Raw genomic sequence first — 24,086 nt, 5'->3', positions numbered from 1 at the left:
GCGTGGCGCGATGACCACGTTGCCCGACCTGATGACCGCGATCGATCCCGCCGAAGCCGGCGGACCCGAGCTCCTCGTCCCGGTGCAGCGGCCGGTGCCGCAGCCCGGAGCGGGCGAGGTGCTGGTCCGGCTCGAGGCCGCGGGCGTCAACCGGCCGGACGTCGTCCAGCGGCTCGGCTTCTATCCGCCGCCCCCTGGCGCACCGTCGATCCCCGGGCTCGAGGTGGCGGGCGAGGTGGTCGCGCTCGGCGACGGTGCCGATCCGGCGCTGCTCGGCGCCCGGGTCTGCGCGCTCGTCTCCGGCGGCGGTTATGCCGAATATTGCGCGGCGCCGGCCCGCCAGTGCCTCCCTGTTCCGAACGGCTTCACGATGGCCGAGGCCGCCGCGCTCCCCGAGACCTTCTTCACCGTGTGGAGCAACGTCTTCCAGCGCGGCCGCGCCGCGGCGGGCGAGACGATCCTCGTCCACGGCGGCACCAGCGGCATCGGCACGACGGCGATCCTGCTCGGCAGGGCGCTCGGCCTCGACGTGATCGTCACCGCCGGCAGCGAGGACAACTGCCGGCGCGCGCTCGAGATCGGCGCCGCGCACGCGATCGACTATCGCGCCGCCGACTTCGTCGCCGAGGTGAAGGCGATCACCGCGGGCAGGGGCGTGGACATCGTGCTCGACATGGTCGGCGGCGACTATGTGCCGCGAAATATCGCCTGCCTCGCCGAGGAGGGGCGCCACGTCTCGATCGCCGCGCAGCGCGGCGCCGCCGCGGAGGTCCCGCTCTGGCCGGTCATGCGCAAGCGCCTGACCCTCACCGGCTCGACGCTGCGCGCCCGCGACGAGGGTTTCAAGGCGCGGGTCGCGGCCGAGCTGCGGGCGCGGGTCTGGCCGCTGCTCGACGCCGGCGAGATCCGCCCGGTCGTCGACAGCGTCTTTCCGCTCGCCGAGGCCGCCGACGCGCACCGCCGGATGGAGGATGGCGCCCATGTCGGCAAGATCGTGCTGACGGTCGCGTGAGCACCGCGGCAGCAGAGGCGACACCGGCGCCGCTGCTGGCGCGAATGCAATTCTCCGGCACCTGGCGCGACTATCAGCAGCGCGCCCTCGAAGAGATCGACGCGCATCTCGCCGGCCAAAGGCTCCACGTCGTCGCCGCGCCGGGCTCGGGAAAGACCGTCCTCGGACTCGAGCTGATGCGCCGCCTCGGCCGGCCGGCTCTGGTCCTCTCTCCGACCAGGACCATTCGCGACCAATGGCCCAGCCGTCTGGTTCCGCACTTCCTGCCCGAAGCGCCGAGCGGCGAAGAGGTGTCGGCCGATCTCGAGGTGCCTCGGGATATGACCAATGCGACCTACCAGGCGCTGCATGCTCTCTGGGCGGACGAGGAGTCCGATCGCTTCGCGCGGCTGATCGCCTCGCTTCAGGCGATCGGTCCGGTGTCGCTGCTGCTCGACGAGGCGCACCATCTGCGCCGCGAGTGGTGGAACGCGCTCCAGGCGCTGGTCGACGCCCTGCCGGGGGCCCACCTCGTCGCGCTGACCGCCACGCCGCCCTATGACGCACCCTATTCGGAATGGGCACGCTACGACGCCCTGTGCGGCCCGATCGACCTGGAGATCGGGGTGCCGGAGCTCGTGCGCAACGGCGATCTTTGCCCGCACCAGGATCACGTCATCTTCTCCGGCCCCGATGCGGACACGCTCTCCCTGCTCGATCGTCGTCGGCGGAGCCTCGCGGCGATCGCCGCCGAGCTCTGTTTGGACCAGCCGTTGCTCGATGCGTTCGAGGCCCATCCCTGGCTCAGCGATCCGGGCGCGCACATCGAAGCGATTCTAGAGGCGCCGCAGATGCTCTCGGCCATCCTGGTCCAGCTCGCGGCGGCCGGAAGACGGCTGCCGCCAGCGCCCTTGGCCCTGCTCGGCATCGACCGCCGAGAGGTGGCAATGCCGTCCGCCTTCTGGCTCGAGATGCTGCTCGACGGGCTGCTGTTTCGTTTCGCCGAGACGTTCGACGTCGGACGGGAGCGCCGGAATGCCTTGCGCGACAGGCTGGACGCGCTCGGGCTGCTCGAGGGGCGGAGAGTCCGGCTCCATGGAAGCCGGGCGATGTTCAGGATGGTCGCCGGGAGCCTCGCCAAGATCGACAGCATCGTCGACATCGCCCGCGCCGAAGCCGCGAGCCTCGGTGCCGGGCTCAGCATGGTCGTGCTCTCCGATCATGTGCGCGCGGCAGACCTGCCGCGCTCGGCCTCGGCCGAGTTCCGCCCTGCGAAGCTGGGCGTCGTGCCGATCTTCGAAACCCTGCGGCGCGCCGGCATCGAGGGACAGCGTCTGGCTGTCCTGACCGGCAGCCTGGTCATCCTGCCCGCGCTCGCCGAACGGCCGCTACGGGCACTGGCCGAGCGGCGAGGTCTTCCGGCCGAGCAGCTGCAGCTTAGCGAATTGCCGGCCTGTCCCGGCCATCTCCGCGTCACCGCATCCGGCGCCGCCGCGGCGCAGCTGGTCGATCTCGTCACGTGTCTTTTCGCGCAAGGCGCGTTCACCATCCTGATCGGAACCCAGGCACTGCTCGGCGAAGGCTGGGACGCGCCGGCGGTGAACAGTCTCGTCCTCGCCAGCAACGCCGCCGCCTTCATGCTCTCCAATCAGATGCGCGGCCGCGCCATCCGCATCGACCCCGAGCGTCCTGGAAAGGTCGCCAATATCTGGCACCTCGCGACCGTGGACGACCTTTCATCCGGCGCCCCATACGATTGGCGCGGGCGGCTCGATTGGGGGTATCTCGATGACGGCGAGGAAATCGGATCGGACATCGAGCTGCTGATGCGCCGCTTCCGCGCCTTCGAAGGAATCTCGAATTGGGGCGCGCCGCGAATCCACAGCGGAGTGATGCGGCTCGGCGCCGTCACGCCCGGCGCTATCGAGGGCTGGAATGCGCGCACCTTCGCGATCGCCGGGAACCGATCCTGGATCGCCGAGCGGTGGGCGACGTCGCTCGGCGACGCCTCGCCGCGCGCGCACGTTCGCGAAATCGCCGCCGCCAATTATGCGCCGCGGATCCTGGCCTGGCGCGATACCCTGCGCTGGCTCGGCGCGAGCGCCGCAAGCAGCGGCGCGATCGCGGCCGCCGACGAGATGCGCGGGATCGACGGCCCGTCGGGGATCGGCGTCGCCGCGACCGCGCTCGCCGCGGCCGCAGGGCTCGCCGCGCTGCCGAAGCTGGCGCGCGCCGGCTGGCTGCTCGTCCGCAACGGATCCCTCGAAGGGTGCCTCAAGCAGGTCGGCAGGGCGGTGCTCGACGGCCTCAATGAAGCAGGGCTCGTCTCCGATCTCGAGCGCGAAGCCGCCTGGTTCGAGGTCGGGCGCGGGATCGACGGGCGCCGAGACATCATCGTGCACGATGTCTCTCGCGCCACCGAGCGGGCCGTGATCGAGGCGATCGCCGAGATCCTCGGGCCGGTGCGGAACCCTCGCTATCTCCTCGTCCGCACGAGCTGGCTGGGCCAACGCAGGAGAGTCGATTATCACGCCGTGCCCTCGGCGATCGCGCGCCGACGCGAATGGGCAGAGCACTTCCATCAGGCGTGGCAGCGCCGGGTCGGCACGTCGCGGCTGGTATTCACCCGGACCGCCGAAGGACGGTTGCTCCTGCTCCGCGCCCGGGCACGGTCGTTCGCAGCCGGGTTCCAGCGGATCGTCGATCGGCAGTCCGCCTGGTTGTGACGCCTTGTGCCGCACCGCCGGAGAAGCGAGCATGGCGGGCAAGTCGGCCTTCCGTCGCCAATGCGGAGATCCAATCATGACCGAGCGCCTCGTGCTGCACGAATATTCGCAGTCCGGAAACTGCTACAAGATCCGGCTCACCGCGGCCCTGCTCCGCGTGCCGCTCGAACGGCGCGAATATGATATCGCGAAAGGCGAGACGCGCACGCCCGAATTCCTCGCCGGCATCAATCCCAACGGCCGCATCCCCGTGCTGCAGGTCGGCGATCGCTTCATCCCGGAGAGCAATGCCGCCTGCTTCTACCTCGCCGACGGCACGAGGCTCGTGCCGGAGGATCGTTTCGACCGCGCCGACATGCTGCACTGGATGTTCTTCGAGCAGTACAATCACGAGCCGAACGTCGCGACCCTGCGCTTCTGGCGCGCCTTCGTCGGCGAGGACCGGCTGGGCGAGGCGCAGCGCGCGCAGATCCCGGCCAAGCAGGCGGCGGGGGAGGCGGCGCTCAAGCTGCTCGACGATCACCTCGCATTGCGCGATTGGCTGGTCGGCGATCGGCCGACCCTCGCCGACATCGCCCTCTACGCCTACACCCATGTTGCCGGGGAAGGCGGCTTCGACATCGCCGCCTTTCCCGCGATCGGCGGCTGGCTCGATCGGATGGCGGGGGAGCCGGGTTACGTCGCAATGGGCGGCTGACCGGACGCCCTGCAGGATGCCACAATCTTGCCGAAATTCCGGTCCGCGGGAGCCATTCGGCTTGCCCTCGCTGGCCGCCTGCACTAAGTCTCGGACAACGTTCGGCCGCTCCGGGAAGGGGCGGCCCTTATTGTTTGTGGAGAGACGATCCGTGGCCCAGCCGCTCATGCCCCATGCGACCGCGTCCTGGTTGGTCGACAATACTTCCCTCACTTTCGAGCAGATCGCCGAATTCTGCGGGCTGCACATCCTCGAGGTGCAGGCGATCGCCGACGACACCGCGGCGACCAAGCTGACCGGGCGCGATCCGATCCGCGCCGGCGAGCTCACCCAGGAGGAGATCGAGCGCGGCCAGGACGATCCGGAATATCGCCTGCGCATCCACAAGGAACCCGATCCGACCCGCCGCACCAAGGGCCCGCGCTACACGCCGGTCTCCAAGCGCCAGGACAAGCCGGACGGAATCGCCTGGATCATCCGCAACCATCCGGAGATCTCCGACGGCGCGATCTCGAAGCTGATAGGCACCACCCGCACGACCATCGCCGCGATCCGCGACCGCAGCCACTGGAACATCGCCAACATCCAGCCGAAGGACCCGGTGACCCTCGGCCTCTGCTCGCAGCGCGAGCTCGATGCGATTGTCGCCAAGGCCGCCAAGCAGGCCGGCATCGAGCAGCCGCAGGGCGACGCCCGTCTCGATGGCGATCGCGAGGCGCTGATCGAGGAGCTGCGCCGCGAGCGCGAGGCGGCCGCGCGCGACGCCGACTCCGCCCATGCCGCCGAGGACGCGAACGCCGGCTTCATCGATCCGTTCAAGAGCTGACGAATTGATCCTCCCTGTCAGCCGCAGACTGATGGGGCGGGGGTGTAGACGGGTCGGCATGCCGGCGGCATGCCGAGAGCCGGAACCGGCTGCAGAGCAGCCGTCAGACGAAGCCTGGTGGAGGGGCCGGGGGTGCGGCCGGTCTTCCCGGCCCCTCCACCGCGCTGCGCGCGGTCCCTCTCCCCATCCGCTTCGCGGACAGGGAGGATGATCGCCGATGCAGCCTCCGACGCCTGAACCCGCCGCCCCGGACATCTCGCTCGTCGCCTCGGGCGAGCCCTACACCCATCGCGATCTCACCTATCCGTTCGGCCGCCGCACGCCGACGGAAGGCGCATTGATCGAGATCGCGCCGGGGCTCGGCTGGGCGCGGCTTCCCGTCCCCGGATCGCTCAACCACATCAACGTCTGGGTGCTCGACGACGGCGAGGGCGTCGCGCTGGTCGATACCGGCCTCGACATCGCGCCGTGCCGCGCCGGCTGGGAGGCTCTGCTCGCCGGGCCGCTCGCCGGCCGCGCCGTCACCCGCGTGATCGTCACCCATTTTCATCCCGATCACGTCGGCCTCGCCGGCTGGCTGTGCGAGCGCTTCGCGGCGCCGCTGTGGATGAGCCGCGGCGAGTGGCTCTACGCGCGGATGCTCACGGCCGACGTGCGCGACGCGCCGCCCCGCGAGGCGCTCGCCTTCTGGCGCGGCGCCGGCTGGAGCGAGGAGAGGATCGCCGACGAGGCGGCGCGGGGCTGGGGCCGGTTCGCGGCCATGGTCTCGCCGGTCCCGGTCGGTTTCGTCCGCCTCCGCGACGGCGACGCCATGACCATCGGCGGCCGCACCTGGCGGGTGGTCACCGGCTCGGGCCATTGTCCCGAGCACGTCTGCCTGCTCGACGAGGCGGGCAAGCTGCTGATCGCCGGAGACCAGGTGCTGCCCAAGATCACCTCGAACGTCTCGCTCGGCCTCAGCGAGCCCGAAGCCGACCCGCTCGGTGAATGGCTCGCGTCGATCGACCGGTTGCGCGGCCTCCCCGACGATCTCCTCGTCCTGCCTTCGCACGGCGAGCCGTTCACCGGCCTCCATGCCCGGCTCGATGCGCTGGAGGCGGGGCACCGCGGCAGGCTCGACGCGCTGCATGCCCGGCTCGACGAGCCGCGCCGCGCGGTCGACTGTTTCGGCACGCTCTTCGCCCGCCGGATCGAGGACAGGGTGATCGGCCTCGCCACCGGAGAGGCGCTCGCCCATCTGCGCCATCTCGAGGTCGAGGGCAGGGCCGTGCGCGAGGTTCGCGACGGCATCTGGTGGTGGCGCGCCGCCTGAGGCGCCGCCTCATCCGGGCTGCGACGTCTCCCGCGCGGCCTCGTCCAGCAGCCAGGCCTCGAACGCCGCGCCGGCCTCGCTCGGCCGCGCGCTCTTCAGCCGGGTGAGCCAATAGGATCCGGTGGTGATGGTGAGGTGGAACGGGCGGCGCAGCGATCCTGCCGCGAGCGCCGGTCCGAACAGGCGCGGAAAGGCAAGGGCGACGCCCTCGCCGGAAAGCGCGGCTTCGACCATCAGCGCCGCCGAATCGAACACCGGGCCGGTGAGCGGCGGGCATTCGAGCCCGGCGGCGGCGAACCAGGCGGGCCATTCGTCGGCGCGGTAGGAGCGGAGCAGCACCTCGCGGCGAAGATCCTCCGGTGCAGCGAGCCGGGAGGCCGTCCGGGCATCGCACAGCGGCGTCGCCGGCGCATCGAACAGGGGAATGGCGTCGGTGCCGTGCCACGCGCCGTCGCCGAAGCGGATCGCCATGTGCAGCCCCTCCTCGGCGAGATCGACCCGGTTATTGTTGGTGCTCAGGCGCAGATCGATCCAGTCGTGCGCCTCCCGGAACCGGGCGAGCCGCGGCAGCAGCCATTTCACCGCGAACGTGCCGACCACGCCGACCGACAGGATCTGGCGCTTCCCGCCGTCCTGCAGGCGAAGGATGAACTCCGCCATGCGATCGAAGGAATCGCGCACCACCGGCAGCAGGCCGAGAGCCTCGTCGGTGAGCGCGAGGCCGCGCGGCAGGCGGTGGAACAGGGGCTTGCCGAGACGCTCCTCCAGCCCCTTAACCTGATGGCTGAGCGCGGCCGGAGTCACCGAAAGCTCGATCGCCGCCTTGGTGAAGCTGAGGTGCCGGGCCGCGGCCTCGAAGGCCCTGAGCGCGTTCAACGGCAGATACGGCCGGATCATCCATCCTCCCCCTTGCTCGATCCACCCTAGCGGCGGCGCCCGGCCGAAGCAGGCGAGCAAAATTCAACGCTGCCCTTAGCAGGGCTTGGCGCCGCCTGTCCGCCATCGCGCCGCTGGGGGTGACGGAGGCTGGAGTGTACCGCCATCTGATCTGCGATTGCAGATATTGGGATTATCGGGCAGCGTCGCCGAGGCCGCACAGGGGGCAGGAATGGCGCAGGACGAAGAGAGCGGGAGCTGGCGCGATACGATCCTCGCCGGGCTCGCCAATTACATCGACGCCGGCTCGATCGTCGCCGGATCGGTCGCCCTCGCCCTGTGGAAGGACATCCACGGCCTCTCGGACACGTTCATCGGCCTGATCGGCGCGTTCAGCGCCAATGCCATTTCGGCCGGCGTCGGGGCGCTGATCGGCGGCATCCTCTGCGACCGCTTCGGGCGCAAGAAGATCTACCAATACGACATGCTGTTCTACGCATTCGGCATGCTCTGGCTGGTCTTCGCCAGCGCGCCGTGGATGATCGTGCTCGGCTTCGTCCTCGTCGGCCTCGCGGTCGGCGCCGACATCCCGGCGTCCTGGTCGCTGATCGCGGAGCAGGCGCCGGACAGGAAAAGGGGCGCGCATTCCGGGGTGGCGCAATTGCTCTGGTATTTAGGCCCGGTCGCGGTGCTGACCGCCGCCTATTTCCTCCAGCCGTTCGGCATCGACGGCGTGCGCTGGCTGTTCGGCCACCTGTTCGTGCTCGCCCTGGCGCTCACCTTCCTGCGCGCGAAGATGCGCGAATCGCGGCGCTGGGAGGAGGCGCAGGCGGCGGGGCTCGAGACTCCGGCGGCGCGCAGCGCCGGCTGGCGCGCGCTGCTGCGCCCGCCCTATCTCGGCTCGATGCTGTTCCTCGCTGCCATGTACGGCCTGTGGAACCTCTGGGCCGGCTACAACGGCTTCTTCACGCCCTATCTGATCGAGCAGAACAACCTGCCCGTGTGGACCGCGACGATGCTGCCGGCGAGCTACTTCCTGATCGGCATGTTCTCGATCCTGCTCATCTTCATGACGCTGTCGGACCGGGTGAACCAGCGCCTGCTGTTCGGCATCTCGGCGGCGCTGCACGTCGTCGGCATGGCGCTGCTGGCGATCTTCGGTTTCCGGCTGGAGGTGGTCGTCGCCCATGTCGTGATCATGGGCGTGGCGGGCGGCTTCGGCGCCCAAAGCTTCTTCCAGCTCTGGTCGGCCGAGCTCTTCCCGACCGAGATCCGCTCCACCGCCCAGGGACTCACCTTCGCGATCGTCCGGATCGGCCTCGGCATCTGGAGCCTCGCCGTGCCGACGCTCGCCGCGACCAGCTTCACCACGCTCGCCTGGATCCTCACCGGCTTCCTCGTCGCCTCGGGCGCGATCGGGCTGATCTGGGCGCCACGGACTGAGGGCAAGTCGCTCGAGCAGCTCCAGGCGGAGCGCGAGGGGCGGGCGGTGCGGGCGTGAAGACGGCGAGTCTCGCAACGCGTCGCAAAAGACGCGCGAGAGGCGCCCTCCACGTCACCGCGCGTGCACGTCTCTGCCCCAGAAGGGCGCCTTGCTCGTCTTGCCGATCCCTGGATTGAGCCGGTTGCACGGATCGAGATCGCGATAGAAAGCGGCGAGCTCCGCCGCCGCCGGATAGAGGTGGCCGACATTGTGCTCGGCCGGGTAGCGGGCGCGGCGAGCGTCGAGCATGCTGCACAGGCCCGCCTTTACCGCCTCCGCATCGGCGCCCCTTCGCACCAGATAATCATGGTGGAAGACGTGGCAGAAGAAATGGCCGTAGCGCAGCCGCACCGGAATGTCCTTCTCCAGCGCCGCCGGCAGCGTCTCGGTCCAGTCCTGCTCGTTGCGCGGCAGCGCGAAATCGAGCGCGACGAGATCCTCGATCGCGTCCGCGTGGACCAGGCGATAGCGGATCGCGGCGCCGGCGCAGGCGAAGCGGTGCAGGAAGGCCGCGTCCGCTTCCGCCGGGGTGCATTCGAAATAGCCGCCCTCCGACGCCGCGAACAGCGCGTCGAGGCAGGCCCGGGCGTCCCCGCCGCCGCCCGGCATCTTGAGCAGGAGGTGGTGCTCGTAACGGTCGCGCCAGGCGAGCATCCGCGCCGGCAGATGGCGGGGCGCGAGGCGCGCGGCCCATTGCATCAGCCGGTCGGCGAAGCCCTCGCCGCGGCGGCCGCCGCAGCGCCGCGCCAGGCGGTCGATCCGGGCTTTCAGCGCGAACAGCGCCGGCAGCCGATCGGTGCCGAGGTGGCGCACGGCCAGGAAGCTGTCCTTGCCATAGGCGGCGGCCACGTCGAACGCGTCGCGGTGCATATATTCGGCGGCGATGGGCAGCGCGGCCTTGCCGCCGAGCAGCCGCCGCCGGAGCGCCGCGAACTCCGCCGGATCGTTGGTGCCGACGTAGAAGGTCGTCGTCTCGGCATCGCGCGGGAAGGTGTCGAGCCGGGCGGCGAAGACGATCACCCGGCCTGCGCTCCCCGAAGCCTCGAACAGGCAGCGCGGATCGGCGTTGAACCGCGCCGGCGTCTCCGCGTCTATGTCGCGGACGTGCTCGCTATAGCGCTGGTCGGACGCCCGGCGTTGCGGATCGTGCGCGACGTCGCCCGCGTCGAACCGGCCCCTCTCGAGCCGGGCGAGCATCTCCTCCGGCGTCTCGCCCAGCGCGATGCCCAAGTGGTTGACCAGCTGGAGCGTGCCGTCGGCGGCGAGCCGGGCGAACAAGGCGAGCTCGGTATAGGCCGGTCCGCGCCGCACCAGCGCGCCGCCCGAATTGTTGCAGACGCCGCCGAGCACCGAGGCACCGAGGCAGGAAGAGCCGATCACCGAATGCGGCTCGCGGCCGAGCGGCTTCAACGCCCGCTCGAGCTGGGAGAGGGTGGTGCCGGGGAGGCACAGCGCCTGCCTGCCGCCGTCGAGCAAATGGATGCGGGCGAGCCGCAGGGTCGAGACGATCAGCACGCCGCCGGGATAGTCGCCGTCCGGGGTAGATCCGCCGGTCAGGCCGGTGTTCGCGGCCTGGACGATGATCGCGACTCCTGTGCGGACAGCCGCTTGGGCGACGCGCCAGAGCTCGACGAGGGTGCCCGGCCGGACGACCGCGATCGCGCCGCCCTCGCCGTGGCGATAGCCCCGCCGGTAGCGCAGCGTCGCGGCCGGGCCGGTCAGGACATGCCGGCGGCCGACGGTCCCGCGCAATTCGCGCAGCAGGGCGGTCTGGTCAGGGATGCGTCCTCGCCCAGTCCAGGGCGGCCTGCAGCGTCGTCACCCACACCTCCTTGCGGTGCGCCGCCAGCCAGCCGATCAGCGCCTTGTGCGCGGCGTCGCTGGTCTGGAGGTAATCGCCGGCGATGCCGTGAAAGACGTAGACCGCCATGCCGCCTCCGCTGCGCGCCTGCTCGGCGAAGGCGATCAGCTCGGATCCGGACACGGTCTCTGGAAAGCCGCGCGCGGGCACCCGCATCGGATCGATCCTCGCGGCGTCGCGCCGGAGGTCGTCGGGCGAGGCCTCGACGCTGCGCACGTAGGTGACGAGCCCGGCGGCGCGCAGCGGCTCGAGATAATCGGTGCCGCCGGCGACGCTTTGCCCGCACGGCGTTGCCATGCCGTGTCGCGCCCGGCCGTCGAGCGCGGCGAGCAGGACGTTCTGCTGCGCGATCTCCTTGAGCATGCTCGGCACCGTATAGGCCTCGCTGGTGTAGCGCGGATCGGCGGGGAAGCTGGCGGCCGAGCAGGCGTGGAAGATCGTGTGGTTGCCGAGCTCGTGTCCGGCCGCCGCCGCCGCCCGCCAGCGCGGCACGTCGGCCTCCTTCACGTTGGCGAGGAAGAAGCTCGCCTTGAAGCCGGCGGCGTCGAGCAGGGGCAGGGCATGGTCGAGCTGCGAGGTCAGCGCGTCGTCATAGCTCAGGACCACGGCGGCCTTCGCGCCGTTCGGCCATTCGGTCGCCTGCGCCGTGACGGCCAGGCCCAGCAGCCACGCCGCCGCGGCAAGACGTTTCAGCATTCGTCGCTCTCCCGTTTCGGGGGACGGCTAGAAGAGCACCATTGTGGAGACAAGCGTCGCGGTGCCGGTCTTGCGCGGCTCGGGCCGCGGGTGGATACTTCGGCCGGGGTCATCCCGACTCGTGGGGGGGAAAGATGACGCAGAGATACGGCGCGTGGCGCGTCTCCCGCATCTGGCACGCCCGGCGTGTACTCGCGGCCGCTCTGGCTTTGGTCTGGGTCGCCGCCTGCGGCACGCTGATCGCACCCTACAGCCTCGAGGCCTACAAGAACGCCACCTCGCTCAAGGCCGAGACGCTGGCGATGATCGCGGAATCGGGCGATCCCTATTCGGCCCACGAGGACGAGGTGAAAGCGCTGAAGATCAAGCTGATGGCCGCCCAGGAGTTCGCCGCCGGAATGCCGAAGAACAAGCTCAGCGCGGCGCAGTGGCAGACGATGAACGATCCCGACGGCGGCCTCGCCGGCGAATATTGGGTGGTCTGGCAGCGTCAGGGCACGGTCAGCAGCACGGCAATGGCCGCCCAGCTCCGCCAGATCGGCGACGCTTTCGACGAGATCATCTGCCTCGAGGCGAACAAGGAAAAGAACACCGCGTGCGTGTCCGCTCAATAGCCGGAGCCGTCAGCCATGTCCCAGTTCGATGACTTTATCGATGGCGTGAAGCAAGGGATCGCCCCTCTGGTCGGCGAGTTCGTCGGCGGGCTGAAGCAGGATGCGACGACCGACATGCAGGCCTTCCTGCAAGCCAAGGCGGCAGATCTGAAGACCTGGACCGAGGCCCTCGCCAAAGGCGAGATCAGCCAGGGAGAATTCGAGATGCTGGTCAAGGGCGCGAAGTCGCTGCTCAAGCTGCGCGCGCTGCGGATTGCGGGAGTCCAGGCGGCGCGGCTGCAGCGGCTGCGCGATGCCTTCGTGAAGCTGGTCATCGACAAGGCGGTGGGCACCTTCCTGCCCGGCGCTTGACCCTGTCGGGCGCGGGGGCCAAAGCAGGCGCCATGTCGGACCAGTCCCAAGCCATTTCCGAGCTCTCCTTCGAGGCCGCGCTGAAGCGCCTGGAGGAGATCGTTCGTCGCCTCGAGAGCGGCGATGCCTCGCTCGACGAGTCGATCGAGCTCTACGGCGAAGGCGATCGGCTGCGCCAGCAATGCGAGGCGCGGCTGCAGGCGGCCCAGGCGCGCATCGAGAAGATCCAGGTAGGACGCGACGGCCAGCCGACCGGCACCGCGCCCTTCGACCCGGCCTGAGCGGCCCACCCGTGGCGCAAGCCCTTCTCGACCGCGCGTTCGGGCAGATTCGCGCGGAGATCGACGGCCTGTTCGGCGAGTTGCTCGCGGTGCCGCCCGATCCGCGTGCGCCGCTCTACGAAGCGATGCGCTACACCGCGATCGGCGGCGGCAAGCGGCTGCGGCCGCTGCTCGTCACCGCCTCGGCCGGGCTGTTCCACGTCGATCGCGCCCGTGCGCTCCGCGTCGGCCTCGCCGTCGAGGCGATCCACGTCTATTCGCTGATCCACGACGACCTTCCCTGCATGGACGACGATGCCATGCGCCACGGCAAGCCGACTCTCCATCGCGCGTTCGACGAGGCGACCGCGGTGCTCGCCGGGGATTCGCTGCACGCGCTCGCCTTCGAGATCCTGGCCGACGAGGCGAGCCATGAGGATCCGTTCGTCCGCGCCGAGCTGGTCGCCGAGCTTGCCCGCGCCTCCGGGCCGTCGGGCATGGCAGGCGGCCAGATGATGGACATGGCCGCCGCGGAGAACACGCTCGATCTCACCGCCGTCACCCGCCTGCAGCAGCTCAAGACCGGCGCCTTGTTCGGCTTTTGCCTCGAGGCGGGCGCGATCATGGGCCGGGTCCCGCCGGAAGGCCGGACGAAGCTGCGCGGCTATGCCCGCGACGTCGGGCTCGCCTTCCAGATCGCCGACGATCTGCTCGACGAGGAAGGCGAGGAAGCCAAGACCGGCAAGAGGGTCGGCAAGGACCGCGAGCGCGGCAAGGAGACCTTCGTCACCCTGCTCGGACGGGATCGCGCCCGCCAGCAGGCGGAGCTGCTCGTCTCCCAGGCCACCGAATATCTCGCCAGCTACGGCGCCGAGGCCGATCTCCTCCGCGCGATCGCCCGCTTCGCCATCGAGCGGGACCATTGAGAGGCATCGCGCAGCAGCGCTTCGACAAAGGCCCAGCGAGCGGCTAGAAGGTCCCGCTCGGGGGATTTCCACCCACCGTTCGGCCTGAGCTTGTCGAAGACACCCCTTCGTTCATCGGTGACTGAGGGGCAGCGGGCTTCGACAGGCTCAGCCCGAACGGGGAACAGGATGTCAAAGGACCGCAGTCAACTGCGGCCGCGAGGGGCACATGAGAACAGGGGTCTATCCGGGCACGTTCGATCCGATCACGCTCGGCCATATCGACATAATCCGCCGGGGGGCGAAGCTGGTCGATCGGCTGGTGATCGGCGTCACGACCAATCCGTCCAAGTCGCCGATGTTCACGGTCGAGGAGCGGATGGCGATGGTGCGGCGCGAGATCGCCGGCATCGAGGGCGATCTCTCGGTCGTCTCGTTCGATTCCCTGCTGATGGACTTTGCCGAGCGGCAGGGTGCTTCGATGATCGTCCGCGGCCTGCGCGCCGTCGCCGATTTCGAATATGAGTATCAGATGGCGGGGATGAACCAGCAGCTCAACGACCGGATCGAGACCGTCTTCCTGATGGCCGACGTGTCGCTCCAGCCGATCGCCTCGCGCCTGGTGAAGGAAATCGCCCTCTATGGCGGCGAGATCGGCAGGTTCGTGACGCCCGCCGTCGCAATCGACGTCGCCGCACGTGTCGAGCGCATGGGCCGCAAAGGCTCTTGATCCCGACGAACCCCGCGGGCACAATGCAGCCACTCCGGGGAAATGGGAAAAATCATGCGTATCAAGGCACTTGTCGCCCTGTTGATGGGGCTTTTCTTCGCTGGCGCGCTGGCCGCCCAGCCTCTCACGACGCCGCCCGCGCCGCCGCCGCTCGATCCGGAGAACACCCTGCTGCTCGATCTCTCGACCGGCGGCCGCGTCACCATCCAGCTTCGCCCGGACGTCGCCCCCGGCCATGTCGAGCGGATGAAGACCCTGGTGCGCAAGGGCTTCTACAACGGCCTCGCCTTCCACCGCGTGATCGAGGGCTTCATGGCCCAAGGCGGCGATCCGAAGGGTGACGGCACCGGCGGGTCCGACCTCCCCGACCTCAAGGCCGAGTTCAACGGCCTGCCGCACCTGCGCGGCACCCTCGCCGCGGCGCGCACCGACGCGCCGGACACGGCCAACAGCCAGTTCTTCATCATGTTCGCGCCGCGCCTCAGCATGGACGGCAAGTATACGGTGTTCGGCCGCGTCGTTTCCGGAATGAACTTCGTCGATGCGATCGAGCGCGGCGAGCCACCCGCCAGCCCGTCGCGGATCCTCCAGGCGTCGATCGCCGCCGACAATGTCGCGCCGCCGAACTTCGCCGCCGCGGCCGCCCCGGCCGCTCCGGCCCCTGCGGCGGTGCCGGTGCCGGCGGGAACGATCGCGCAATAGTCTCCTGAATTGCGAGTCGACCTCTTCGATTTCGAGCTGCCGCCCGAGCGGATCGCGCTGAGGCCGGCCGATCCGCGCGACAGCGCGCGGCTGCTCCTCGTCGGGGCCGACGCGCTCGACGATCGCATCGTCTCCGAACTTCCCCGGCTGCTGCGCCGTGGCGATACTCTGGTGTTCAACGACACGCGGGTGATTCCGGCGCAGCTCGAAGGCCGGCGCGGCGATGCCCGGATCGGCGCGACGCTGCACAAGCGCGAAGGGCCACGCGACTGGCGCGCCTTCGTCCGGAACGCCAAGCGCGTGCGGTCCGGCGACCGCATCGATTTCGGCAACGGCGTCACCGCGCTCGCCGGCGCGCGGAGCGAGGACGGCGCGATCCTGCTCTCGTTCGAGGGCGAGGAGCCGGTCGAGCTCCTGCTCGAGCGCGCGGGGCGCATGCCGCTGCCGCCGTACATCGCCGCGCGGCGGGAGGCGGACGCCCGCGACGCCGAGGACTATCAGACGATGTTCGCGCGGGAAAAAGGCGCCGTCGCCGCCCCGACCGCCGCGCTTCACTTCACCCCGCGGCTGATCGACGCGCTCGCCGAGGCCGGAATCGGTCACGAGACCCTGACCCTCCATGTCGGCGCCGGCACCTTCCTGCCGGTCAAGGCCGACGACACCGACGAGCACCGCATGCACAGCGAGTGGGGCCGGATCGACGCGGCAACGGCAGACCGGCTGAATGCGGTGCGGGCCGGCGGCGGTCGGATCGTCGCCGTCGGCACCACCTCGCTGCGTCTGCTCGAGAGCGCCGCCGGCGAGGACGGGCTGCTGCGCGCGTTCGAGGGCGATACCGCGATCTTCATCACGCCCGGCTATCGCTTCCGGGCGGTCGGCGGGCTGCTCACCAACTTCCACCTGCCGCGCTCGACCCTGTTCATGCTGGTCTCGGCGCTGATGGGCCGCGAGCGCATGCAGCAGGCCTATGCCCATGCCATCGAGAACGGCTACCGCTTCTATTCCTACGGCGACGCGAGCCTGCTGCTGCCGGAACAGTGAGCTCATCCAGATCCGTCATCCCGGCGCAGGCCGGGATCTCGGCGAGAACTCGCGCCGGGCTTTTTGGAGTGCCCCATCGATGCCGCGCCCTTCCGGCCGGAGATCCCGGCCTTCGCCGGGATGACGGGCGTGGGAAAGCGTGTCCTTCACCTCCGTCGCCAGTTCCGCTAGGGGGCGCCACCGTGACCTCCCGTTTCTCCTTCTCGATCGCCGCGACCGATGGCGCGGCCCGCATTGGCACGATCTCGATGCTCCGGGGCGAGATCCGCACGCCCGCCTTCATGCCGGTCGGCACCGCCGCCACGGTCAAGGCGATGAAGCCGGCCGACGTCCGCGCCGCCGGGGCCGACATCATCCTCGGCAACACCTACCATCTGATGCTCCGCCCTGGCGCCGAGCGCGTCGCCCGCCTCGGCGGCCTGCACCGCTTCATGCAATGGGACCGGCCGATTCTCACCGACAGCGGCGGCTATCAGGTGATGAGCCTCTCCGAGCTGACGAAGAAGAGCGAGGAGGGGGTGCGCTTCAAGAGCCATCTCGACGGCTCGGCGCACATGATCACGCCGGAACGGTCGATGGAGATCCAGCGCCTGCTCGGCAGCGACATCGTCATGGCCTTCGACGAATGCACCTCCTACCCCTCGACGCGCGACGCGGCGGCCGCCTCGATGGAGCGCTCGATGCGCTGGGCGCGCCGCTCGCGCGACGGCTTCGATTCGGGCGCGGAGCATGCCGCGCGCGCCGCCTTGTTCGGCATCCAGCAGGGCGCGATGGAGGAGGACCTGCGGCGGATCTCGGCCGAGAAGCTGATCGAAATCGGCTTCGACGGCTATGCGGTCGGCGGCCTGGCGGTGGGCGAGGGGCAGGAGATCATGTTCCGCACCCTCGATTTCGCCGCGCCGATGCTTCCCGCCGACCGGCCGCGCTACCTGATGGGCGTCGGCAAGCCGGACGACATCGTCGGCGCGGTGGAGCGCGGCATCGACATGTTCGACTGCGTGCTGCCGACCCGCTCCGGCCGCACCGGCCAGGCCTTCACCCGCTCGGGCCCGATCAGCATCAAGAACGCCAAATTCGCCGAGGACGAAAGCCCGCTCGATCCCGATTGCGCCTGCCCGGTCTGCACCACCTGGTCCCGCGCCTATCTGCACCACCTGGTCCGCGCCGGCGAGATGCTCGGCGCGATGCTGATGACCGAGCACAATATCCGCTTCTACCAGGCGCTGATGGCCGACCTCCGTCAGGCGATCGCGGAGCGGCGGCTGACCGCCTTTGCCGACGCTTTCCGGGCCCGCTACCTCGGCCGCTGAGCCGGCGCCGGCCGGCCGCTCCCGGGCAAAGCCTTGCAAATGCCGCAATTCCTGCCCATTTCGCCGGCGTAGCGGGTGGCGTATATTTCCGAGTCTCTTGCCGTAACGGAGCACCGTTCTACCGGATCGGTCTTGTCAGCGATCGGACCGGCCCTCAAGGAACGCGTCCTTTCGGGAGTAGTGGATGCTGTTGTCGACTGCCGCACTGCCTGAACTTGTCTTGCCGGTCTCGCCGAAGCGGAACTGGCCGGCGGTGCTTCTGCTCGCGCTCACGTTTCTGCTTTACCTGCTCGCCGCCTTTAGCCTGGCGGGACTCCAGCCGGCCAGGGAGATTGCGCGCGGAGACGCCCGCGGCGGGCGGATCGTGGTGCCGGGGCTCGGCACGCCGCCGCAGCCGGAGCCGATGCGCTTCCGCGACGTCGCACCCGAGGACGCCAAGGCGATCAACGCCGCCGTGCCGATCTCCGACCTTCCCAATCCGGCCGCGCGGGCGTTCAAGGCGCGCTTTTCAAGCGACCTCGACCGCCTCCGGGCGACCGAGTGCCTGACCGCCGCGATCTATTACGAAGCCGCGACCGAGCCGCTCGACGGCCAGCGCGCGGTGGCCCAGGTGGTGCTGAACCGCGTCCGTCACCCCGCTTACCCGCGCAGCGTCTGCGGCGTCGTCTTCCAGGGTTCCGAGCGTGCCACCGGCTGCCAGTTCACCTTCACCTGCGACGGCGCGATCCGCCGCACGCCGATGGCCTCGCTTTGGGCCCGCGCCCGCCAGGTCGCCGAGGAAGCGCTCGCCGGCAAGGTCTATGCGCCGGTCGGCTGGGCGACGCATTATCACACCAATTGGGTGGTGCCTTACTGGAGCTCGAGCCTCACCAAGCTCGCCAACGTCGGCACCCACATCTTCTACCGCTGGGAAGGCGGCTGGGGTCGCCCGCCGGCGTTCCGCTTCCAGGCGACCGGCCTCGAGCCGCAGATCGCGCTGATGCGCCATCTCACTTCCGATCCCGCCTCGCTCGCCGATGCCGAAGAGCTGAGCGTCGATCAGGCTGCGGCGCTCGCCGCCGCCGAGGCCGCCGCGGCCGGCACCGCGACGCTGCCGCCGGGCGTCGTGCCTGCCTCCGCGCCGGGCTCGCTGACCTCGGACATCAAGAACCGGCCGGTTATCCGGCGCTACGAGCCGATGACCCGCGAGGCGGCGACCGACGCGGCGCTGGCGCGCAGCAAGGAGCCGGCGCCCGCCAGCCTGCACTGGGCACTGTCGGGCCTGCCCTCCAGCGGGGCCAAGCCCGCGACCCCGCTCGGCAAGAAGGCCGAGGGCGAACCGGCGCCGCCGAAATGCCTCGAAGGCATCCGCAAGCTGCCGGCTGCCGGCGAGGGGCAGGCGCAGGCGCAGGCCTGCTGATCCGCGTCGGCGGCGAGGCGCCCGCCCGCCAAAGGCTCAGGCGATCGGACTGAGCGCCGGCTCCCAGCTGCCCTCGACGGTGACGACCTCGCCGGCGGCGCCGTCGGCATCGACCATTCCGTAGAGCAGGCCGTCCTCGCTCCGCACGAAGCGCAGCGCGTCGAGCACCGCCCGGGCGGCGCCGTTGCGCGCCGTCTGGGCGTAATTGACGGCGATGCGCGCGACGCGGCGGCCCGGCCGGGCGGCAAGGTGGGCGAACAGTGCCTCCTCGATGAACTTCCCCTGCACCCGGCAGGAGAGCATCAGATCGTCGATCCGCAGCGTCTCGCCCTCGAACCGGGCAAGGCAGAAGCCGACGATCCCATAGTCGCCGTAGCGATCCGAGCAGCGGACGACATAGCTCTCGCGCTCCGGATCGGCGAGCAGCGCCTCGACTTCGTCGGGGCGGTACTTGCGGCCAGAGAAATTGAGTTGGTTGGTGCGCTGCACGAGCTCGGAGATGCGCTCGCGGTCATCGGGGCGTGGCGGGCGGATCTCGGCGCGGATCTCGCAGGCACGCAGGAAATCGAGATAATCGTCGCCATAAGCGGCAGCCGCCTCGCTGCGTGCGCTCGCTTCCCTGTACATCAGCCGCCGGCGGCGCGATTCCTCGGTGACCGCGCCCTGCAGCCGCGGATGCTCGAGCAGCCTGAACAGCGCGGTATCGGGCAGCACCTCCACGCCCGGCACGGCGCCGGCGACCTCCTCCCGCTCGAACGGATTGTCGTCGACGAAGATCAGGCTGTCGGTGCCGATATCGAGCCGCTGGGCAATCTGGCGCACGCCGTCCGATTTCGGCCCCCAGCCGATCGAGGGATGCAGCAGATAGTCTTCGAGCCCGAGCCGGCGGAGCTGCGCGAGCGCATCCTCCGGAGCATTCTTGCTGACCACCGAGATCAGGATCCCGCGCTCGTCGAGCCCGCGGAAGATTTCGCCCACACCATTGCGCAGGCGCACGCCGCCCTCGAGCAGCACGCCGTCCCACAGGGTGTTGTCGAGGTCGAAGATCACGCATTTGGCCGCAGGTTGCGCGGGCGAAAGCGCTCTCTTCACCGAGCGGGCGCCCTGCTTGACGAGGTCCAGCGCCAGGAAGACGAGCTGGGCGCCGTCCTCGGCACCCGGCGTCAGGGCGATGCTGAAGGCGAGGCCGGCGCTGATCAGCTGGCCGAACGCACCGGCGGGCACCTCCTCGCGATTGTAGCCGGGATTGAGGGTGAGGGTGCGCAGGAACGGGCGAGGAAGCTGCTCCGGCCGCGCCTCCGGATCGCAGCCGCTGCGGTCGACCGCCATCGACAGCAGCAGGGTGACCGGCGCTTCTCCCGGATTGTAGACTTCCGCAACGAAGGCATCGGGCTCGGTCGCACGGGCGCGCCGCAAGCGGCGGTTGAGCCGCTCGAGCAAAGAATAGCTCAGCCAGGACCAGCGCTGGTCGCCGGTCAGCCGCGCGACGAGCGTTCCGGCGCGATCGATCCAGGGAACCAGCGTCCCGGCGACGCGCTCGGCCGCGGCGACCACGCCGCTCGGCAGCAGCCGAAGATTGGCCTGGGCCTCGATCTTGCCCCAGCGCCGGAAGACGACTTCCGCCGCCGGGCGTCCGTCGCGCGCGAAATGCGGGTTGGGATAGACGCCATATTCGAAGCGGCGGCAGCGGCCGTCGGACCGTGCCTCGTAGAGGCTGCAGGAGGCATAGCAATCGGGCGCGGCGCATTCGGTGCAATGCTCGCCCCACAGCAGAAAGGCGCGTCGGCTCGGCGCCCCCGCAGGGACGTAGCTGTGGCGGGGGCGGGATGCCTCCCGCATCGGCCGATGCTTGTCGAACTCGAACACGTTTTCCTCGACGGATGAACAAGCCACAGATAGCGCGGCGGCGAGGCGATTGCTCCTGGGCGAAAGTCCCGTAAAAGCCGGCGTCCCGTCCGGGGACAGGCGCTCGGCAGGTTCTTTCCGGTCAGGCGGCCGGGGGAACGTCTCCCTGGCGGAGGACATGCCGCTGCAGCTTGCCGGTGGCGGTCTTGGGCAGCGCATCGACGAACTCGATCTCGCGCGGGTATTTGTACGGCGCGATTGTCGCCTTGACGTGCTCCTGAAGCGCGACGGCGAGGGCAGGGCTGCGCTCCGCGCCCGGCGCGGCAACGACGAACGCCTTCACGATCTGGCCGCGCTCGTCGCAGGGCGCGCCGATCACCGCGCATTCCTGCACGGCCGGATGGCCGTACAGCGCATTCTCCACCTCCGGCGCCGCGATATTGTACCCGGCCGAGATGATCATGTCGTCGGAGCGGGCGAGATACCAGAAATAGCCGTCCTCGTCGGCGCGATAGGTGTCGCCGGTGACGTTCCAGCCGCGCTGCACGTAGAGGCGCTGGCGCTCGTCGTCGAAATAGCGGCAGCCGGTCGGCCCCTTCACCGCCAGCCGGCCGGTGCCGTGCGCGAGCGGCCGGCCGTCCGCATCGAGCACGCAGGCCTGGTAGCCGGGAACGGCCCTGCCGGTCGCTCCGGGGCGGATGTCGCCGCCGCTGGCCGAGATGAAGATGTGCATCATCTCGGTCGCGCCGATCCCGTCGACGATGCCGATGCCGGTCGCCTCGCGCCATGCCCGCCAGGTCGCGGCGGGGAGATGCTCGCCGGCCGAGACGCAGGCGCGCAGCGAGGTGAGGCGCCGCTCGGGCGCCAGCGCCAGCATCGCCTTGTAGGCGGTCGGCGCGGTGGCGAGCATTGTCACCCCGTGCCGCTCGATTGCATCGAGCAGCGGCTTGGGGCCGGGCTGCTCGATCGTCACCGCCGTTCCGCCGAACCGCCACGGAAAGATCAGCAGCATGCCGAGCCCGAAGGTGAAGGCGATCGGCGCCGAGCAGGCCCACAGGTCGGACGCGCTCGGCGTCAGCAGGTGGCGCGCGAAGCTGTCGGCGCAGGCGAGGACGTCGCGATGATAATGGATGCAGCCCTTCGGCTTGCCGGTGGTGCCCGAGGTGAAGGCGATCAGCGCGACGTCGTCCCGAAAGGTCGCCACGGGGGTGAAGCCCGGTGCGACCCCGTCGAGCCGCGTCTCCAGCGCACCATTGCCGCTGTCGCCGTCGTAGACCAGGGTCGATCGCACCAGCCCCGTCGTCGCCGCGGCGGCCGCGAAGTCGGCGAGGCAGCGGCCGTCGACGATGGCGTGGGAAACCTGGGCGCGCTCGAGGATCGTCGCGATCTCCAGCGGACGCAGGATCGGCATGGTCGCGACGACGATGCCCCCCGCCTTGAGGATGCCGAGCCACGCGGCGTACAGCATCGCCCCGTTCGGGCCGCGCAGCAGCACGCGGTTGCCGGGCACCAGGCCTTCCTCCTCGACGAGCAGCCGGGCGATGCGATCGGAGAGGTCGCGCATCTCGGCATAGGTCCAGCGTCCCGCGTCGTTCAGTACCGCGACCGCGTCCGGCGCGCCGGTGCCGATCAGCGCGACGGCGGCATTGAGCCTGTCCGGATAGGCGAGCTCGGGAAGGTCGAACAGGAATTCGGGCTGAAGCTCGGGCGGGGGCAGGCGGTCCCGCACGAAGGTGTCGAGATGCGCCGTCGGTGCCATCATTCGGGCACCACCGCCGTCGCCTCGATCTCGATCAGCGCCTCCGGCTCGACCAGCGCCGAGACCTCCACCACCGCCATGGCGGGATAGTGGCGGCCCATCGTCTCGCGCCACGCCGCGCCGATCTCCGCCAGTCCCGCCACATAAGCGTCGCGGCTCGTCACGTAGCAGGTCATGCGCACGACGTGCTCGGGTCCCGCGCCGTCTTCCTCGAGAATGGCGAGGATGTTGCGCAGCACCTGACCGAACTGGCCGGGAAGGTCGCCGGCGGCGAAGCGCTCTTCGGCATCCCACCCGACCACCCCGGCGGTGAAGATCATCCGGCCGCGCGCCGAGATGCCGTTGGAATAGCCTTTCGGGCGCGGCCAGCCCGGCGGGAGCAGCGCCCTCATCCGCCCTGCTCCGCAAGATGGGCGCGGGCGATCACCACTTTCTGCACTTCGGATGCTCCCTCGTAGATGCGCAGCGCCCGGATCTCGCGATACAGCCGCTCGACGGCGACGCCGCGCGTCACGCCGAGGCCGCCGAACATCTGCACCGCCTTGTCGATCACCTGCTGGGCGCTGTCGGTCGCGTGGAGCTTGGCGAGCGCCGCCTCCCGGGTGGTGCGGCCGCCCTTCACGTCGCGCAGCCAGGCAGCACGATAGACGAGCAGGGCGGAGGTCTCGACGTCGAGCACCATCTCGGCGAGCTTCGCCTGGGTGATCGCATTGTCGGCCAGCGTGCCGCTGCCGAGGCGCCGCGCGACCGCATGCGCGCTTGCCTCGTCGAGCGCCCGGCGGGCAAAGCCGAGCGCCGCCGCGCCCACCGTCGTACGAAAGACGTCGAGCGTCGCCATCGCCTGGGCGAAGCCGCGGCCGCGTTCGCCGATCAGCGCATCGGCCGGCAGTCGCACGCCGTCCAGCCGCAGGGTGGCGAGCGGATGCGGCGCGATCACCTCGATCCGCTCGCTGTCGTCCAGCCCCGCGCTGTCGCGGCCGACGAGGAAGGCGGAGATGCCCCTCGCGCCGGGCGCCTCGCCGGTGCGGGCGAACAGCACGTAATAATCGGCGATGCCGCCGTTCGAGATGTAGGTCTTGGCCCCGGCGAGCCGCCATCCGCCATCGGCCTCTGCGGCGACCGTCTCGATCGCCGCCGCGTCCGAGCCGGAGCCGGGCTCGGTGAGGGCGAAGGCGGCGATCTTCTCGCCCTGCGCCACGGCGGGGAGATAGGCCTGCTTCTGCGCCTCCGATCCGAACAGGCTGATCGTGCCCGATCCGAGCCCCTGCATCGCAAAGGCGAAGTCGGCGAGCCCCGAATGCCGCGCGAGCGTCTCGCGGATCAGCGCCAGCGAGCGGACGTCGAGCTGCGCGTGGACGCCGCCGTACGCGGCCGGGACGCAATAGCGGAGCCACCCGCCGGTGCCGAGCTTGCGCACCAGCGCCCGGCAGGCGACATCGACATCCTCCGGCTCCGCGTCGTCGATCTCCGCCGTGCACCAGGTCTCGAGCCGCTCGGCCAGCGCCCGGTGCCCGTCGTCGAAAAACGGCCAGTCGAGAAAGGAGCGATCGCTCATCGTCCCTCACCCTCCCACCGCTTCGCGGCGGGCCCCTCCCTCTCCCCAAGTGGGAGAGGGCAGGAAGAAGCCCGGACGCAGAGCCCCTCTCCCTTCAGGGGAGAGGGAGGGGCCCGCCCGGCGACAGCCGGGTGGGAGGGTGAGGGC

General features: G+C 70.2%; 22 protein-coding genes. 15 read left to right on the top strand and 7 right to left on the bottom strand.

The annotated features are described in order from the left end of the window. The first annotated feature begins 10 nt into the window (after positions 1 to 10). The 5 genes from E2493_RS15405 to E2493_RS15385 all read left to right on the top strand — a co-directional run bounded on the left by E2493_RS15405 (position 11) and on the right by E2493_RS15385 (position 6,552). Positions 11 to 1,012: an NAD(P)H-quinone oxidoreductase gene (locus E2493_RS15405; RefSeq protein WP_135088376.1), complete on the top strand. Its 1,002-nt coding sequence runs from the start codon at positions 11 to 13 to the stop codon at positions 1,010 to 1,012. Next, positions 1,009 to 3,717, top strand: a complete 2,709-nt coding sequence (locus E2493_RS15400; protein ID WP_135088374.1) for a DEAD/DEAH box helicase family protein — start codon at positions 1,009 to 1,011, stop codon at positions 3,715 to 3,717. Before E2493_RS15405 ends, E2493_RS15400 begins: the two co-directional genes overlap by 4 nt. Positions 3,718 to 3,793: 76 nt before the next feature. Continuing rightward, positions 3,794 to 4,414, top strand: coding sequence for a glutathione S-transferase family protein (locus E2493_RS15395; protein ID WP_135088372.1), 621 nt, complete (start codon positions 3,794 to 3,796; stop codon positions 4,412 to 4,414). Between the two features lie 166 nt (positions 4,415 to 4,580). Continuing rightward, positions 4,581 to 5,240, top strand: a complete 660-nt coding sequence (locus E2493_RS15390; RefSeq protein ID WP_191993010.1) for a DUF1013 domain-containing protein — start codon at positions 4,581 to 4,583, stop codon at positions 5,238 to 5,240. A gap of 217 nt (positions 5,241 to 5,457) precedes the next feature. Beyond that, on the top strand, positions 5,458 to 6,552 hold the full coding sequence (locus E2493_RS15385) for an MBL fold metallo-hydrolase (protein ID WP_135088368.1): 1,095 nt from the start codon (positions 5,458 to 5,460) through the stop codon (positions 6,550 to 6,552). A 9-nt stretch (positions 6,553 to 6,561) separates the two neighbouring features. Here E2493_RS15385 and E2493_RS15380 read toward each other — a convergent pair whose 3' ends face one another. Beyond that, complete coding sequence (locus E2493_RS15380; protein ID WP_135088366.1) at positions 6,562 to 7,449, bottom strand: LysR family transcriptional regulator; 888 nt, start codon at positions 7,447 to 7,449, stop codon at positions 6,562 to 6,564. A gap of 211 nt (positions 7,450 to 7,660) precedes the next feature. Between E2493_RS15380 and E2493_RS15375 the strand changes: the two genes are divergently transcribed. Beyond that, positions 7,661 to 8,929 (top strand): MFS transporter, encoded by a 1,269-nt coding sequence (locus E2493_RS15375; RefSeq protein WP_135088364.1) that lies wholly within the window; start codon positions 7,661 to 7,663, stop codon positions 8,927 to 8,929. A 54-nt stretch (positions 8,930 to 8,983) separates the two neighbouring features. Here the strand turns inward: E2493_RS15375 and dld are convergent, their stop codons facing one another. Further along, positions 8,984 to 10,663 (bottom strand): D-lactate dehydrogenase, encoded by a 1,680-nt coding sequence (dld, locus tag E2493_RS15370; RefSeq protein WP_404828328.1) that lies wholly within the window; start codon positions 10,661 to 10,663, stop codon positions 8,984 to 8,986. Between the two features lie 22 nt (positions 10,664 to 10,685). Beyond that, positions 10,686 to 11,468 carry a polysaccharide deacetylase family protein gene (locus tag E2493_RS15365; protein WP_135088360.1) on the bottom strand — a complete coding sequence of 261 codons (783 nt, stop codon included), beginning with the start codon at positions 11,466 to 11,468 and terminating at the stop codon, positions 10,686 to 10,688. A gap of 134 nt (positions 11,469 to 11,602) precedes the next feature. On the opposite strand from E2493_RS15365, the gene E2493_RS15360 reads away from it, so the two are divergent. From E2493_RS15360 to E2493_RS15320, 9 genes are all read left to right on the top strand, one after another. Further along, the gene (locus E2493_RS15360) at positions 11,603 to 12,082 is read left to right on the top strand and encodes a hypothetical protein (protein WP_135088358.1); all 480 of its coding nucleotides are present in this window, start codon (positions 11,603 to 11,605) and stop codon (positions 12,080 to 12,082) included. 15 nt (positions 12,083 to 12,097) lie between these two features. Further along, on the top strand, positions 12,098 to 12,433 hold the full coding sequence (locus tag E2493_RS15355; protein ID WP_135088356.1) for a hypothetical protein: 336 nt from the start codon (positions 12,098 to 12,100) through the stop codon (positions 12,431 to 12,433). A 32-nt stretch (positions 12,434 to 12,465) separates the two neighbouring features. Further along, complete coding sequence (locus tag E2493_RS15350) at positions 12,466 to 12,714, top strand: exodeoxyribonuclease VII small subunit (RefSeq protein WP_135088354.1); 249 nt, start codon at positions 12,466 to 12,468, stop codon at positions 12,712 to 12,714. Positions 12,715 to 12,725: 11 nt separating this feature from the next. Beyond that, the gene (locus E2493_RS15345) at positions 12,726 to 13,619 is read left to right on the top strand and encodes a polyprenyl synthetase family protein (protein ID WP_225421521.1); all 894 of its coding nucleotides are present in this window, start codon (positions 12,726 to 12,728) and stop codon (positions 13,617 to 13,619) included. Between the two features lie 208 nt (positions 13,620 to 13,827). Next, on the top strand, positions 13,828 to 14,328 hold the full coding sequence (coaD, locus tag E2493_RS15340) for a pantetheine-phosphate adenylyltransferase (RefSeq protein WP_135088350.1): 501 nt from the start codon (positions 13,828 to 13,830) through the stop codon (positions 14,326 to 14,328). Positions 14,329 to 14,412: 84 nt separating this feature from the next. Continuing rightward, positions 14,413 to 15,030, top strand: coding sequence for a peptidylprolyl isomerase (locus E2493_RS15335; protein ID WP_404828329.1), 618 nt, complete (start codon positions 14,413 to 14,415; stop codon positions 15,028 to 15,030). Positions 15,031 to 15,039: 9 nt separating this feature from the next. After that, positions 15,040 to 16,071 (top strand): tRNA preQ1(34) S-adenosylmethionine ribosyltransferase-isomerase QueA, encoded by a 1,032-nt coding sequence (queA, locus tag E2493_RS15330; protein WP_135088346.1) that lies wholly within the window; start codon positions 15,040 to 15,042, stop codon positions 16,069 to 16,071. 182 nt (positions 16,072 to 16,253) lie between these two features. Further along, positions 16,254 to 17,381, top strand: a complete 1,128-nt coding sequence (tgt, locus tag E2493_RS15325) for a tRNA guanosine(34) transglycosylase Tgt (protein WP_135088344.1) — start codon at positions 16,254 to 16,256, stop codon at positions 17,379 to 17,381. Positions 17,382 to 17,565: 184 nt separating this feature from the next. Further along, positions 17,566 to 18,780, top strand: coding sequence for a cell wall hydrolase (locus tag E2493_RS15320; protein ID WP_135088342.1), 1,215 nt, complete (start codon positions 17,566 to 17,568; stop codon positions 18,778 to 18,780). 36 nt (positions 18,781 to 18,816) lie between these two features. On the opposite strand, the gene E2493_RS15315 is transcribed toward E2493_RS15320, so the two are convergent. The 4 genes from E2493_RS15315 to E2493_RS15300 form a co-directional block, all read right to left on the bottom strand. After that, complete coding sequence (locus E2493_RS15315; protein ID WP_225421520.1) at positions 18,817 to 20,646, bottom strand: HAD-IIIC family phosphatase; 1,830 nt, start codon at positions 20,644 to 20,646, stop codon at positions 18,817 to 18,819. Between the two features lie 121 nt (positions 20,647 to 20,767). Continuing rightward, on the bottom strand, positions 20,768 to 22,384 hold the full coding sequence (locus E2493_RS15310) for an AMP-binding protein (RefSeq protein ID WP_135088424.1): 1,617 nt from the start codon (positions 22,382 to 22,384) through the stop codon (positions 20,768 to 20,770). Then, a complete protein-coding gene (locus E2493_RS15305) occupies positions 22,384 to 22,776 on the bottom strand; it encodes a RidA family protein (RefSeq protein WP_135088338.1) in 393 nt (130 codons plus the stop codon). The genes E2493_RS15310 and E2493_RS15305 overlap by 1 nt, the downstream gene beginning before the upstream one ends. Beyond that, a complete protein-coding gene (locus E2493_RS15300) occupies positions 22,773 to 23,939 on the bottom strand; it encodes an acyl-CoA dehydrogenase family protein (RefSeq protein WP_135088336.1) in 1,167 nt (388 codons plus the stop codon). Before E2493_RS15300 ends, E2493_RS15305 begins: the two co-directional genes overlap by 4 nt. Positions 23,940 to 24,086 lie beyond the last annotated feature (147 nt).

The sequence above is a fragment of the Sphingomonas parva (ex Maeng et al. 2020) genome (genome assembly GCF_004564275.1).
In the GTDB taxonomy this organism is placed as follows: Bacteria; Pseudomonadota; Alphaproteobacteria; order Sphingomonadales; family Sphingomonadaceae; genus Allosphingosinicella; species Allosphingosinicella parva.
The sequence above is the reverse complement of the archived record's forward strand: the minus strand, read 5'-3'. Positions and strand labels throughout refer to the sequence as shown.

Bases quoted from the DNA above. Each gene is read 5' to 3' on its own strand.
- E2493_RS15405 (WP_135088376.1), top strand. From the start codon at position 11: ATGACCACGTTGCCCGACCTGATGACCGCGATCGATCCCGCCGAAGCC.
- E2493_RS15395 (WP_135088372.1), top strand. From the start codon at position 3,794: ATGACCGAGCGCCTCGTGCTGCACGAATATTCGCAGTCCGGAAACTGC.
- E2493_RS15390 (WP_191993010.1), top strand. From the start codon at position 4,581: ATGCCCCATGCGACCGCGTCCTGGTTGGTCGACAATACTTCCCTCACT.
- E2493_RS15385 (WP_135088368.1), top strand. From the start codon at position 5,458: ATGCAGCCTCCGACGCCTGAACCCGCCGCCCCGGACATCTCGCTCGTC.
- E2493_RS15380 (WP_135088366.1), bottom strand. From the start codon at position 7,449: ATGATCCGGCCGTATCTGCCGTTGAACGCGCTCAGGGCCTTCGAGGCC.
- E2493_RS15375 (WP_135088364.1), top strand. From the start codon at position 7,661: ATGGCGCAGGACGAAGAGAGCGGGAGCTGGCGCGATACGATCCTCGCC.
- E2493_RS15365 (WP_135088360.1), bottom strand. From the start codon at position 11,468: ATGCTGAAACGTCTTGCCGCGGCGGCGTGGCTGCTGGGCCTGGCCGTC.
- E2493_RS15360 (WP_135088358.1), top strand. From the start codon at position 11,603: ATGACGCAGAGATACGGCGCGTGGCGCGTCTCCCGCATCTGGCACGCC.
- E2493_RS15355 (WP_135088356.1), top strand. From the start codon at position 12,098: ATGTCCCAGTTCGATGACTTTATCGATGGCGTGAAGCAAGGGATCGCC.
- E2493_RS15350 (WP_135088354.1), top strand. From the start codon at position 12,466: ATGTCGGACCAGTCCCAAGCCATTTCCGAGCTCTCCTTCGAGGCCGCG.
- coaD (WP_135088350.1), top strand. From the start codon at position 13,828: ATGAGAACAGGGGTCTATCCGGGCACGTTCGATCCGATCACGCTCGGC.
- E2493_RS15335 (WP_404828329.1), top strand. From the start codon at position 14,413: ATGGGGCTTTTCTTCGCTGGCGCGCTGGCCGCCCAGCCTCTCACGACG.
- E2493_RS15320 (WP_135088342.1), top strand. From the start codon at position 17,566: ATGCTGTTGTCGACTGCCGCACTGCCTGAACTTGTCTTGCCGGTCTCG.
- E2493_RS15310 (WP_135088424.1), bottom strand. From the start codon at position 22,384: ATGGCACCGACGGCGCATCTCGACACCTTCGTGCGGGACCGCCTGCCC.
- E2493_RS15305 (WP_135088338.1), bottom strand. From the start codon at position 22,776: ATGAGGGCGCTGCTCCCGCCGGGCTGGCCGCGCCCGAAAGGCTATTCC.
- E2493_RS15300 (WP_135088336.1), bottom strand. From the start codon at position 23,939: ATGAGCGATCGCTCCTTTCTCGACTGGCCGTTTTTCGACGACGGGCAC.